Raw genomic sequence first — 13,827 nt, 5'->3', positions numbered from 1 at the left:
ATCAATGTATAAAAATGTTTTTAAAAGGATAATAGATATATGTATGGCGATAGTTGGCTTAGTTATCTTTTCTCCTATATTTTTCATTGTTTTTTTATTATTGTTAGTTAATAATAATGGATCTGCGTTCTTTTTTCAGAAAAGACCAGGTAAAGGAGGAAACATTTTTAAAGTTATAAAGTTCAAAACAATGAACGATAAAAAGGATTCCAATGGTAATTTACTTCCAGACATTAAAAGATTAACGTCAATAGGTAAATTAGTTAGAAAAACGTCCTTAGATGAATTACCTCAATTAATTAATGTTTTAAAAGGGGATATGAGTGTTGTTGGCCCAAGACCTTTATTACCAGAATATTTACCATTGTACACTGAAACCCAAAGAATGAGACATAAAATTAAACCAGGGATAACAGGATGGGCACAAGTGAACGGGAGAAATGCTATTAGTTGGGAAAAGAAATTTGAATACGATGTCTGGTATGTGGAAAATATAAGCTTTTTGCTTGATATTAAAATAATACTTAAAACTATTATAAAAGTTTTACGCTCTGAAAATATTAATACTAAAAATCAAGCAACTACCATAAAATTTACAGGAAATGAGTAAAATTTGTCTATATGGCGCAAGTGGACATGGAAAAGTTGTTAAAGATGTTGCAAGTAGCATAAACATAGTGGTTGAGGTATTTGTTGATGATAATCCTCAAAATGGATTTATTGATGATATATGTGTTGTTACTTCTAAAGAAATGCAAGCATACAAAGAAAATAAATTTGTAATTAGCATAGGAAATAATCAACTTCGAAAGTTGATAAGTAAAAAAATTATAAATGGGTTTACTACGCTCATTCACAAAACAGCAACTATTTCATCTAAGGTAACTATAGAAGAAGGAACTGTTATAATGAATAGCTCTATTATAAACGCAGACACTTCAATAGGAAAACACGTCATTATCAATACGGCTGCAGTTATTGAACATGATTGTCAAATAGAAGACTTTGTACATATTTCACCAAATGCAACCATTACAGGAAACGTACACATTGGCGAAGGTTCACATATTGGCGCAGGTGCAATCATCATTCCAAACATAACAGTTGGAAAATGGGTAACCATTGGAGCAGGGGCAGTCATCATTAGTGATGTTCCTGACTATGCTGTAGTGGTGGGAAATCCAGGAAAAATAAAAAAGTACAACAACAAATAACTATGAAATCAAGAATTTGGCTTTCATCTCCGCACATGGGCGGAAACGAATTAAAATACATTCACGAAGCATTTGACACCAATTGGATCGCTCCGCTTGGGCCAAATGTAATAGGGTTTGAAAATGATTTAATGCAGTTTTTAAATACTACAAAAAAAATAGGTGCCTTAGCATCTGGAACTGCTGCAATTCATTTAGCATTGATTCTAGCAGGTGTTACTGCTGGTGATGAGGTTATTTGTCAGAGTATGACTTTTTCCGCTTCTGCGAATCCGATTCTATATCAAGGAGCGACCCCAGTATTTATTGATAGTGAAATAGAAACATGGAACATGTGTCCAAAACACCTAGAAGCTGCTATTGAGGATAGAGTCGCAAATGGAAAAAAACCAAAGGCGATTATTCCTGTGCACTTATACGGAATGCCTGCCAAAATAGACGAAATCGTAGCCATTGCTAACAAATACGAGATTGCAGTTATAGAAGATGCAGCAGAATCATTAGGTTCAACCTACAAAGGAAAAAACTGCGGAACGTTTGGCAAGTATGCGGCTTTATCATTCAACGGAAACAAAATCATCACAACTTCTGGTGGTGGCGCTATTGTATGTAACGACGAAGTAGCCAAAAAGAAGGCAATCTTCTTAGCAACACAAGCCAGAGATGATGCGCCACATTACCAACACTCTGAAATTGGTTACAACTACCGAATGAGCAACATAGTGGCAGGAATTGGTAGAGGACAAATGGAAGTATTGGATAAACATATCGAGCTTCGAAGAGGCATGCAGGCATTTTACAAAAACATATTCAAAGATGTAGTTGGTGTCACAGTATTTGAAGAACCAAATGACGACTATTTCTCAAATCATTGGTTAAGTTGCATCACTGTTGATGAAAAAACAGCAGGGTTCTCACGCGAAGACTTACGACTTGCTTTATGGGAAGATAACATTGAATCAAGGCCGCTTTGGAAGCCAATGCATCTTCAGCCGATATTTAAAAAAGCACCTTATTATGGAGGTGATGTAGGTGAAAATCTATTTAAAAATGGTCTTTGTCTACCTAGTGGATCTAATCTCAAAACAAAAGATAAGGGTAGAATTTTTAATTCAATTAAGAGCTTTATTAACGATAACTAGAAATCTCTTTAATTCATTAAACTGATTAATTTCTGTATTCTGATTATAATTAAGATATTTGCTTACATTAAGAATAGTAAGTCAATAGATGTTCAAAAGATTTAAACAAGCGCTATTACAGGTATTAGAATCGAGTAAAAAGAGACTAGATTTTAAAAACATAGGCTATTTGCCAAGGTGGGCGATTTTAGGGTTTGATTCTGCCATTATAATGCTTTCACTTCTTGTTACTAAGCTCATTATTAGCAAGATAAAAAATCAAATTTTCGAATTTTCTTTTTCTACAACAGAGATTGTAATAATTTCAGTTAACATAGCTTTTTTTATTCTCTATCGTACTTATGCTGGACTCATAAGACATTCTACATTTTTGGATGCCGTAAGGTTTTTAGTTGCTTCGCTATCGACTATTATAATTATGCTAACAGCATATTATATATATTACTTATATAGTTCTACTGAAATAATTTTTGTTCCAGTACTTTTTATCTACTCATTCATATCATTTTGTGGTCTATTTCTTTTCAGGGTTATTGTAAAACAAATTTTCGAAGTTTACCTTAATTATAGCAACAAAGAAAATGAACTTAAAGTGTTGGTTTATGGCACAGATGAAAATGCAATTGCTATAGCTAGTGCTTTAAAGTCAGAGAAGCCAAATCGATATACAGTATTGGGCTTTATAGATAAATCATTAAGAAACAAGAGTAAGCAAATATTAGGCTTACCAATAATAAGCATACAAAGAAATATTGCCGTTACACTTAGAATCCATAAAGCTCAGGCATTAATCCTTGCCGATAAGCAAATGAGTAAAACAGAGAGCATTGCTCTAATTGATAAATGCTTGGATTATAATATTAAAGTATATAGAGCGCCTTTAATCTCTGACATAGAAGAGAATAAAAATATTACTAGTCAAATTGAGAAAATCCAAATTGAAGATATTTTAGAGCGAGACCCTATTAAATTAGATAATAAGCTGGTTGCAAAAGAAATATTTAATAAATGTGTTTTTGTTACAGGCGGAGCAGGATCAATTGGCAGTGAAATAGTAAGACAAGTTGCTGGGTATAAGCCCAAAAAACTTATAATAATTGATCAAGCAGAATCTCCTTTATATCAAATCCAATTAGAAATAAAGAACACATTTCCTGACTTAAATTTTCAAGCAGTTGTATTAGATATTAGAGACTCTACAAGAACAGAATCACTTTTTTTAGAAAATAAACCAGATGTCGTATTCCATGCAGCAGCATACAAACATGTGCCTTTGATGGAAAGCTTTCCAGCTCAAGCAATATTTGCAAATGTCTTAGGGACAAAGAATATTGCAGATTTGGCTCATAAGTATAATGCTCAAAAATTTGTTATGGTTTCTACAGATAAAGCTGTAAATCCTAGTAACGTTATGGGCGCTTCAAAGCGTATAGCAGAAATCTATGTACAAGCACTTCAAGAGCACGTAAAAAAAGATATCAAAACATCAACTAGCTATGTTACTACTAGATTTGGTAACGTATTAGGAAGTAATGGCTCAGTTGTACCACTATTCAAAAGGCAAATCGAAGAAGGTGGGCCAATAACAATTACGCATCCAGATATTATACGTTATTTTATGACTATTTCAGAAGCATGTCAATTAGTAATCGAAGCTGGAGCTATGGGTAACGGAGGAGAGGTTTTTATTTTTGATATGGGAGAGGCTGTCAAGATTATAGATTTAGCAAAAAAAATTATTAGACTAGCTGGTTACACACCTTATAAAGATATAGATATAAAAGTTATTGGATTAAGACCTGGCGAGAAGTTATATGAGGAGTTATTAAATGAGAAATCTTCTACTCTTCCTACTTATAACAATAAAATAATGATTGCTAAAGTAGAAACCTATGCTTACGGGGATATCAACAAAGATATTCTTGAACTTGTAGAGGTAGCCAAATCAGAAAATAAAAACGAAATAGTAAAGAAAATGAAAGAAATTGTTCCCGAATTTCTCAGCATGAATTCAGACTATGAAAAGTTTGATAAAAGAAAAGAAAAAGCAAGTTAATTTATGAACATTACGGTAGTAGGAACGGGTTATGTAGGGCTTGTAACAGGGACTTGCCTTGCAGAAACAGGCAATGATGTAATTTGTATAGACATTGACGAAGACAAAATAAAAAGGATGAAAAAAGGGGAGGTTCCGATTTATGAGCCTCATCTAGACGTTCTTTTTGAAAGAAATATTAATGCAGGTCGTCTTAAATTTTCAACTCAACTCCAAGATGGTTTAGATCATGGTGAGATTATTTTTTTAGCATTACCAACCCCAGAAGATGAAGACGGTTCGGCAGATTTAAAATATGTTCTTGGTGTGGCCGAGGATATAGGAAAGCGCATTACTGAATATAAAATTATTGTAGATAAAAGTACAGTACCAGTAGGAACATCAGAAAAAGTTGAAGCGTCTATTTCTCAGCATACAAGTATAGAATTTGATGTAGTAAGTAACCCAGAATTTTTAAGAGAAGGTTTTGCTGTTGATGACTTCCTAAAACCTGAACGAATAGTAATTGGCTCGAGTAGTGAGCGTGCTATCGAAAAAATGAGAAAACTGTACAACCCATATGTGAGGTCGGGAAATCCAATTATTATTATGGATGAGAAATCTGCTGAACTCACAAAATATGCTTCAAATGCATTTTTAGCTACTAAGATTACGTTTATGAATGAGATTGCCAACTACTGCGAAAAGGTTGGTGCAGATGTAGATAAAGTTAGAATAGGAATGGGTACAGATTCAAGAATTGGAAAGCGCTTCCTTTTTCCTGGAATAGGATATGGAGGTTCATGTTTCCCTAAAGATGTAAAAGCACTTCATAAATCTGGTGTTGATATGGGGTATGATTTTAAAATTCTCAATGCAGTTATAGATGTTAATAGTAAGCAAAAGCTAGCTCTAATACCAAAGATAGAGGCATATTTTAATAATGATTTACAAGGGAAAAACATAGCTATTTGGGGGTTAGCATTTAAACCAGAAACCGACGATATTAGAGAAGCTCCATCTTTAGAAATTATAAATGCACTTTTAAAATATAACTGCAATATATCTGCATACGATCCAGAAGCAATGACCAATATAAAACAAAAATTAGGAGATAAAATTTCTTACGCTGAAAGTATGTATGACGCTCTAAAAAATGCAGAAACATTAATAATCTGTACGGAGTGGAGTGTATTTAGAACACCAGACTTTAAAAAAGTTAAAGATTTAATGAGAGGTCAATCAATATTTGATGGAAGAAACCTTTATGATATTGAAGATATAGAAAAAGAAGGATTTGATTATATATCAATAGGGAGATAATGAACTCTAAAAAAACCATATTAATAACCGGAGCAGCAGGATTTCTCGGTTCACACTTATGTGATAGATTTATTCATGAAGGGTTTTCGGTTATTGGAATGGATAATTTTATTACAGGAGATAAAAAAAATATTTCTCATTTAGATAATCATTCAAACTTCAGGTTTATTGAACATGATGTCACAGAGTTTATTAAAATTGATGGAGATTTAGATTATATACTTCATTTTGCATCACCAGCAAGTCCTATTGATTACCTTAAGATACCTATCCAGACACTAAAAGTTGGGTCTTTAGGGACACATAATTTATTGGGTTTAGCAAAAGCTAAAAAAGCCAGAATCCTTGTTGCCTCTACATCAGAAGTGTACGGAGACCCATTAGTTCACCCTCAGCCAGAATCATACTTTGGTAATGTTAACTCAATTGGCCCAAGAGGAGTTTACGATGAAGCCAAACGTTTTCAAGAGTCTATAACCATGGCCTATCATAGATTTCATGGGTTAGATGTTAGAATAGTTAGAATATTTAACACATATGGCCCAAGAATGCGATTAAATGATGGGCGAGTTATTCCAGCATTTATGGGACAAGTATTAAGAGGAGAAGATTTAACTGTTTTTGGAGATGGTTTGCAGACACGTTCTTTCTGTTATGTAGATGATCAAGTAGAAGGCATATTTAGGCTACTATTTTCCGAGTATTCTTACCCAGTAAATATTGGAAACCCAAATGAAACAACAATACTAGACTTTGCTAAAGAAATTATTAGTCTCGGTAATTCTAGCCAAAAGATTGTATATAAGCCATTACCTCAAAATGACCCCTTACAAAGGCAACCAGATATTACACTGGCTAAGCAACTATTAGATTGGCAACCAAAAGTATATCGCAATCAAGGTATGAAGATTACTTTTGATTATTTTAAGGGTTTAACCGAGGAGGAGTTGTATAAAAAGGAACATAAGGATTTTTCTACTTATAATAAACACTAAAGCATGAGTTACATTAGAGGGAGATATTCTTGGTTATTGAGACCAGCACTTATTTTCTTTGATGTGGCTATAATTGTTTCTTTAGCTTCGTATTTTATAGATTTTAAAACCTTTGGGTTGCCGTATTGGTCTATTGGTTTTTTAAAAAGTAAGGCTACTGTTTTTGTTATCTACACTAGTATTCTTTGGTTAATTTCAACGTATTCTATAAAATTTTATAATGTATACAGGTATACTACAGCATTAAATATTCTAGGACTTTTAATTAAGCAATTTTTAATATTTTTTGTCATAGTATTCGCATTCATTGGGTTTTATAGAGGTATTGAGATTAACAAAATAACAATCTTAAAATATCTTGTAACTAGTATTTCTCTTATTGGCTTAATTAAGTTTTTAATGTTTTTTTCCCTTAAAAGATATAGACAATATCTCAACGGAAATCATAGACGCGTATTAATAATAGGAAATACTAAAGGGGCACAGGAATTAAAGGCTTTTTTCAAAGATAAAAAAGAGTATGGCTATAATCTCTTGGGTATTTATAGCGGTAATTTGACTGATGGGGTTAGTGGCAATATAGAAGATGCGATAACATTTATTTCTGATAATGAGTCAATAGACGAAATATATTGTGCGATGGATGAATTATCTGAAAAAGAGATAAATACCTTTGTAAAATATGCAGAACTCAATCAGTTTAATATTAAATTTATTCCTAAAACCACAAATTTCTTTAGCAAACGTTTAAAGACTGATTTTTATAATTATCTACCTGTCTTATCAATTCAAGAAGTAGCGCTCAATAAGCCATTCAATAGAGTTTTAAAACGTATTTTTGATGTGGTTTTTGCAGTATTAGTTATTGTATTTATATTATCGTGGTTAAGTCTAATCCTTTATATTCTCATTAAATTAGAATCAAAAGGCCCATTGTTTTATAAACATAAACGTAACGGTATTAATTATAAGGAGTTTAATTGCTATAAGTATAGATCCTTACATATAAACTCCACAAATGCGGAAGATTATGTAAAAGAAAAAGACAATAGAGTCACAAAAATTGGGCGATTTTTAAGAAAAACTAGCCTTGACGAATTGCCTCAATTTATAAATGTATTAAAAGGAGAAATGTCGGTTGTAGGTCCAAGGCCACATATGTTATCCTATACAGATGCTTATTCCAAAAAAATTGACCCTTACAATTTTATTTTTAGACACAATGTAAAGCCAGGGATAACAGGTTTAGCACAAGTGAAAGGTTTCAGAGGCGAAATAAAGTCTGATGAAGACATTATTAACCGTGTTAAGTATGACATTTTTTATATAGAAAATTGGTCTATACTTTTGGATTTGGATATTATAGGAAGAACAATAATATCTGTAATTAAAGGTGATGAGAAAGCCTATTAAACATATGAATTTAACACTTTTAATTGCTCAGAAGCATCAAAATTTTTAATAGCTGTATTTTGTATTTGTATTTTTAAGTCCGAATCAAAATCAGAACGTTGAAGTTGAGAAATAACATCATTTAAAGCAGTATAATTCCCAGCTTCTGCTACCCAACCTAGTTTATGGTCTTTAACTATACTTTCTCCTTCACCACCGCCAAAATAGATGATAGGCAAACCAAGCCTTGAGTATTCAAAAATCTTTGAAGGCACAGAGCCATAAATTCTGTTTAACAGCGGAATGATTGTCGCATCATATTTTAAAAGTTCTCGATGCAGCTCTTTTCTCGACACACTTCCATGAAAAGTAATTGGTAATTCGGGATTGTTGTTTATGAAGTTTTTAATCAGGATTTCCTCAGCTCCGGAACCATAAATATGAAACTCTATCTTAGAATAATCTAGGTTTTTGCATAGTTTCAAAACGCCCTGTGCAACACCTAAAAGTCCAGCATAAACGATTTTTATTTTTGTTAAATGACCTACGTTATTAGCTTCAATTTTTGGAGGTAAGAAATTTGGAAAATTTCTATAAAGTAAAGTTTCTGTTTTTGGAACAATAGTTCTGATATGGGCTAATATTTCTTCACTTTGCCCTAAAATTAAATCAGCTTTATTATAATTAAAACGTTCTATTTTTTGAAGCATCCTATAGCTAAAACCTTGTTTAATAGCACCAAGTTCTAAGCCGGCTTTTGGCCATAAATCACTTACATTAAGAATGAGCGTGTGCTTTTTATAACTTAAAAAGAATAAAGAAGTAAAAGCAACTAGTAAAGGTGGTGAATTAACAATGATAGTTTTGGGAATTTTGTTCCAAAGAAAAAACCAAACAATACTAAAACTAAATGAAAGCATCGAAAACAAACGAACAAACTTATTTTTGGATACAGAAGGCGACACCCAAAGTCTGTTAATCTTAATACCATCAATAGTCTCTTTGGTGTTATAGTGTTTAAAAACTTTTCCAGTTGGATAATTTGGCAATGGACAAATAACACTAACGTTTTGGTTTTTAGAAAGTCCTTCAGCTAATTGAAAAATACGATTAGAAGCCGCTCCCATTTCTGGTGGAAAATAATTTGATATGATTAAGATATCTTTCATTCAGTAGAAACGTATGAAGTAAATTGTTTTAGTTTACCGCTTTTAGAACGATTTAATTTTTCGAACTTTTCAAAAGTAATGCTTATTCCATCTTCTAAATATGTGACCATAGCTTTTGCTATGTTTTCCTTTTGTGTTGTAGTTAATTTTGTTTCAGAAACATAACTTACTTTAAAATGGTTAAGCTCTAATTGTTCAATGATAAACTCTTTTACGTTACCATCTTCTTCTATGATGCTTTTTGTAATGTAGTAAAAAGTTAGTCCAGCGGCTTTTTTTCCGCTAGGGAGTATTGCAATATCATTAGTGCGCCCAATGAGCTTTTCTAAAATAGGTTTTCGTAAAGTACTTTGTTTAGACAAAATACCAACATCCCCAATATCATATCTAATAAAAGGGGATGCTTTGTTATAAAGTGATGTTATAACTATTCGACCTTCTATACCGTTGGGGGCAGGCTTATCTTCATTATCAAGAATTTCGACAAAAAGAGTTTCACTATTAATTTGCCATTCACCGTCAGGATTTTCAAAAGCAATTAAGTCTAATTCTGAAGCACCATATTCGTTTACAATAGGAATCCCGAATTGGAGTTCTAACAAATCCTTATCGTTTTTATATAACATTTCTGAGGTGGCAATACAGACACTTAACGTTGGACAAACATCCTTGAGAATAATGTTTTCTCGCTTTAAAAATTTTGCAAACTGTACAATTGGACTAGTGTAGCCATTGATATAATCAAAAGGTGTTGTTGTAAATTTTTCAAGGACTTTTTCAAAAGCTTCATCACTTAAATCAAAAACGGAAAATCGATACCTGTTTGCAAAAAAATCCTTAATACGTTCTTTATAGTAGCCTTTTTTATCTAATGGAATGCCATAAAAACGTGCTTGCTTTGACAAGTTAAAATCAATATTATACCACGAAAATCGATTCATTATTTGAGCCCAAGTCAACGCATGACAAAACTTATCTTTGGCAAAAATAAAAGGATCTCCAGATGAGCCAGAAGTTTTACCTATATAAACGTTTTTTGAATTAAAACCCTCAGATAATAATTGACTTAAAGGCTGTTGCAAATCTTTTTTAGTCATTACCGGGATGTCTCCCCAATTGTTGAGGTCGATGCCCTTTACTTTGGATTTATATAAGGGGTTATGCTTTTCGTGGTATTGTAAAATGTTTTTTTTGCGCCCCAAAATATAAGCCTCAAAATCCTCGTCACTTTTTTTCTGTATTTCTGATAAGAGTTGTTTGGCTTTGTTAATAGCAAAGCCTTTTACAAGAAGTGAAAGGTCAAATATTCGCAAAAATTTTGAAGCAAAAGGTTTATGTAAATTAATTGTTTTTTAAGCTTAAAAGCAATTATTTTTGCGCAAACAACACCCAACATGAATATTTTAGTCCTTGGCTCTGGTGGAAGAGAACATACTTTTGCATGGAAGATTTCTCAAAGTCCACTTTGTAAATCACTCTTTGTAGCGCCTGGTAACTCAGGAACATCAGAAATAGCAACTAACTTACCAATATCGGTTACTGATTTTGAAGCTATAAAGAATACAGTTATAAAGAACAAAATAGAATTAGTAGTTGTTGGTCCTGAAGATCCTTTGGTAAAAGGAATCCATGATTTTTTTCTTAATGATGAAGCTTTAAAGGACATTAAAGTTATAGGTCCGCAAAAAGCTGCCGCAGAGTTAGAAGGTAGTAAAGAGTTTGCAAAGGAGTTTATGATGCGCCATAACATACCAACTGCTGCTTATAAAAGTTTCACATCTTCAAATATAGAAGATGGATATGAGTTTTTAGAAACCTTAAAAGCACCATATGTTCTTAAAGCAGATGGATTGGCCGCTGGTAAAGGCGTTTTAATTCTTGATAATTTAGATGAAGCTAAGGCTGAATTAAAAGAAATGCTTGTTGATTCAAAATTTGGAAGTGCAAGTACAAAAGTGGTTATTGAAGAGTTTTTAGATGGAATAGAGTTAAGCTGTTTTGTACTTACAGACGGAAAAGATTATAAAGTTCTTCCAACCGCAAAAGATTACAAACGGATTGGAGAGGGTGATACAGGTTTAAATACAGGAGGAATGGGTGCAATATCTCCTGTGCCATTTGCTACTAAAGAATTTTTAGATAAGATTGAACACCAAATTGTGAAACCCACAATCGATGGCTTACAAAAAGATAATTTACCTTATGTAGGATTCGTTTTTATTGGCCTTATTAAAGTTGGTGACGACCCAAAGGTTATTGAATATAATGTGCGAATGGGAGACCCAGAAACGGAAGTTGTTTTACCAAGATTAAAAACAGATTTGGTTGAAATCTTTGAAGCAATGGGTAATGGGACACTTTCAAACATTAATCTAGAAATAGATAATCGAGCAGCAACAACAATTATGTTAGTTTCTGGTGGTTATCCTGAAGCTTATGAAAAAGGTAAGGAAATATTAGGTTTAGAAACCATAAAAGACTCAATTCCTTTTCATGCAGGAGCACAGTTAAAAGACAATAAAATTGTAACTTCTGGAGGGCGTGTAATGGCTATTACTTCTTTTGGTAATGACTATGAAGAGGCCATAAAAAAATCTTATCAAACCATAGATAAACTAAGTTTTGATAAGATGAATTTTAGAAAAGATATTGGCTTTGACTTATAGATAAGAATGAGCCGAAACGCTTTTATCTTCTTCGTTGTTATCGTTATACTTTTTTAGCTCAAGCATCCAGTATACAAATGCAACAGAACCAATTGCCATAAAAATCCATGACATAATATTAGCGCCAAACCAATTAGTTAGCTCTAATTCTCTAAGTGCATCAAATGGAGCAAAAAGTGTATTTACAAATAAATCTTGTATTCCGTAAAAGAAATCCTTCATAACTTTAATAAATTTACAGTACAAAAATACAAAAAGAGTTAATGATTACAAGCATTTTTAGTAAATCTAAACCCGTAAACTTCATTATAGTTACTATTGTTGTTGTTCTCTCTTTTGGTTTAAAAATATTTTCTCAAATAAACACTGATGACTTCTCTTTTGTTTTAAGTGCATTGACACTTATTATTGCGATTTTCTATGTGTTTATTACTGACTTTATAATTGCCAAAAACGACCTTACAACTCGTCATAGTTATGGTATTATGGTTTTGGGTTTGTTATTTCTTGTTTTTCCAGAGGTATATACAAATACAAATATTGTTGTTGCCAACCTTCTGGTTTTGTTTGCCCTGCGAAGATTATTTAGTTTACATACAAAACGTGAACTCATAAAAAAGTTTTTTGATGCAGCGTTTTGGATTGGCTTAGCATCCCTTTTTTATACTTGGGCAATTTTATATATAATAGTTGTGTTTTTTGCACTAGCCTATTATTGGCAAAACGAAGGAAAATATATAGCAGTTTCAATAATCGGACTTCTAACAATCTTTCTACTACTTTTAATTTATAACATTACCCTAAAAGATAAGTTCTTCTTTGAGAGTAATTTTGATATTGCCTTTAGTTTAGACTTTTCAAGTTATAATAGTCTTTCAAATATTATCAGACTAACTATAGTGGCTACTATTTATTTCTGGAGCCTACTATTTTATTTAAAGAGCTTTTCAGGAAAAAACAAAAAGATAAGACCATTACATACGCTAGTGGTTGTGGCTTCAATAATTGCTGTATTTATTTTCGCATTAGCGCCAAATAAGAATGGTAGTGAGTTTGTGTTTTTGTTTGTTCCGTTTGCAATTATCACAGCAAATTATATTGAAACTATTGAAGAGTATTGGTTTAAGGAAGTTTTTGTAGGGCTTTTAATTTTGGCGCCGATACTAAATTTAGTGTTGTAATTTTTCTCCAAAAGCCAAATCGCCAGCATCACCAAGGCCAGGAATTATATAGCCTTTATTGTTTAATTCATCATCAATAGTGGCAATCCATAAATGAGAATTTGTGTCAAAATTTTTAGCCACAAAGTCAACGCCTTTTTGTGCGCCAATAACACTGACTAAATGTATCTCTTTTGGTGTGCCAAAAGGTTTTAAAGCTTCAAAAGTGGCAACCATAGATTGGCCTGTTGCTAACATTGGATCAGCCAGAATCAACGTTTTATTTTCAAGATTTGGGCATGCTAAATACTCAACAACAATTTCAAAACTTTCAGGATTATCTTTATGATGTCTGTACGCTGAGATAAAGGCATTTTCGGCAGTATCAAAATAATTCAAAAGTCCGTTGTGCAAAGGCACACCGGCTCTTAAAATAGAACATAACACTACATCTTCTTTTGGCAATTGCATTTGTAAACTCCCTAGAGGAGTTGTTACAGTTTTAGAATTATACTCAAGTGATTTACTCAATTCATAACCTAAAATTTCTCCAATGCGCTCAATATTTCGCCTAAAACGCATGCTGTCCTTCTGAATTGTTTTATCTCTAATTTCAGATATAAACGTATTTAAAATTGAAGGTGTTTCAGAAAGATGGTGAATGTGCATAATTTCAGTTGAATATTGAATCTTTAAAGTTAATAATTCAGACTATATTTGCATATTAAATT

13 protein-coding genes are annotated in these 13,827 nt (G+C 32.4%); 9 read left to right on the top strand and 4 right to left on the bottom strand.

Features of this window, described 5'->3' with window-relative positions:
• Window positions 1-4 precede the first annotated feature (4 nt).
• From Q0770_RS07435 to Q0770_RS07405, 7 genes are all read left to right on the top strand, one after another.
• The gene (locus tag Q0770_RS07435; RefSeq protein ID WP_299115575.1) at window positions 5-610 is read left to right on the top strand and encodes a sugar transferase; all 606 of its coding nucleotides are present in this window, start codon (window positions 5-7) and stop codon (window positions 608-610) included.
• Window positions 603-1,214 (top strand): acetyltransferase, encoded by a 612-nt coding sequence (locus Q0770_RS07430; RefSeq protein WP_299115573.1) that lies wholly within the window; start codon window positions 603-605, stop codon window positions 1,212-1,214. The genes Q0770_RS07435 and Q0770_RS07430 overlap by 8 nt, the downstream gene beginning before the upstream one ends.
• Window positions 1,215-1,216: 2 nt before the next feature.
• Window positions 1,217-2,356, top strand: coding sequence for a DegT/DnrJ/EryC1/StrS aminotransferase family protein (locus Q0770_RS07425; RefSeq protein ID WP_299115571.1), 1,140 nt, complete (start codon window positions 1,217-1,219; stop codon window positions 2,354-2,356).
• Between the two features lie 88 nt (window positions 2,357-2,444).
• A complete protein-coding gene (locus Q0770_RS07420) occupies window positions 2,445-4,412 on the top strand; it encodes a nucleoside-diphosphate sugar epimerase/dehydratase (protein ID WP_299115569.1) in 1,968 nt (655 codons plus the stop codon).
• 3 nt (window positions 4,413-4,415) lie between these two features.
• Window positions 4,416-5,714, top strand: coding sequence for a UDP-glucose/GDP-mannose dehydrogenase family protein (locus tag Q0770_RS07415; protein WP_299115567.1), 1,299 nt, complete (start codon window positions 4,416-4,418; stop codon window positions 5,712-5,714).
• Window positions 5,714-6,709, top strand: a complete 996-nt coding sequence (locus Q0770_RS07410; RefSeq protein ID WP_299115565.1) for a UDP-glucuronic acid decarboxylase family protein — start codon at window positions 5,714-5,716, stop codon at window positions 6,707-6,709. The genes Q0770_RS07415 and Q0770_RS07410 overlap by 1 nt, the downstream gene beginning before the upstream one ends.
• Before the next feature lie 3 nt (window positions 6,710-6,712).
• Entirely contained in the window at window positions 6,713-8,122 is a 1,410-nt protein-coding gene (locus Q0770_RS07405) for an exopolysaccharide biosynthesis polyprenyl glycosylphosphotransferase (protein ID WP_299115563.1), read from the top strand.
• Here Q0770_RS07405 and Q0770_RS07400 read toward each other — a convergent pair.
• Window positions 8,119-9,270 carry a glycosyltransferase family 4 protein gene (locus Q0770_RS07400; RefSeq protein WP_299115561.1) on the bottom strand — a complete coding sequence of 384 codons (1,152 nt, stop codon included), beginning with the start codon at window positions 9,268-9,270 and terminating at the stop codon, window positions 8,119-8,121. The two genes, Q0770_RS07405 and Q0770_RS07400, sit on opposite strands and share 4 nt — an antisense overlap.
• Window positions 9,267-10,583: a phenylacetate--CoA ligase family protein gene (locus Q0770_RS07395; RefSeq protein WP_299115559.1), complete on the bottom strand. Its 1,317-nt coding sequence runs from the start codon at window positions 10,581-10,583 to the stop codon at window positions 9,267-9,269. Before Q0770_RS07395 ends, Q0770_RS07400 begins: the two co-directional genes overlap by 4 nt.
• 81 nt (window positions 10,584-10,664) lie before the next feature.
• On the opposite strand from Q0770_RS07395, the gene purD reads away from it, so the two are divergent.
• On the top strand, window positions 10,665-11,936 hold the full coding sequence (gene purD, locus Q0770_RS07390) for a phosphoribosylamine--glycine ligase (protein WP_299115557.1): 1,272 nt from the start codon (window positions 10,665-10,667) through the stop codon (window positions 11,934-11,936).
• Here the strand turns inward: purD and Q0770_RS07385 are convergent.
• Complete coding sequence (locus Q0770_RS07385; protein ID WP_188373229.1) at window positions 11,931-12,158, bottom strand: uracil phosphoribosyltransferase; 228 nt, start codon at window positions 12,156-12,158, stop codon at window positions 11,931-11,933. The two genes, purD and Q0770_RS07385, sit on opposite strands and share 6 nt — an antisense overlap.
• Window positions 12,159-12,199: 41 nt before the next feature.
• Here Q0770_RS07385 and Q0770_RS07380 point away from each other — a divergent pair, with 41 nt between their 5' ends.
• On the top strand, window positions 12,200-13,117 hold the full coding sequence (locus Q0770_RS07380; RefSeq protein WP_299115553.1) for a DUF6427 family protein: 918 nt from the start codon (window positions 12,200-12,202) through the stop codon (window positions 13,115-13,117).
• Here the strand turns inward: Q0770_RS07380 and upp are convergent.
• Entirely contained in the window at window positions 13,106-13,765 is a 660-nt protein-coding gene (gene upp / locus Q0770_RS07375; RefSeq protein ID WP_299115551.1) for a uracil phosphoribosyltransferase, read from the bottom strand. The two genes, Q0770_RS07380 and upp, sit on opposite strands and share 12 nt — an antisense overlap.
• Window positions 13,766-13,827 lie beyond the last annotated feature (62 nt).

Source organism: uncultured Winogradskyella sp. (genome assembly GCF_947501905.1).
In the GTDB taxonomy this organism is placed as follows: Bacteria; Bacteroidota; Bacteroidia; order Flavobacteriales; family Flavobacteriaceae; genus Winogradskyella.
This window is presented reverse-complemented; position numbering and strand designations above follow the sequence as displayed.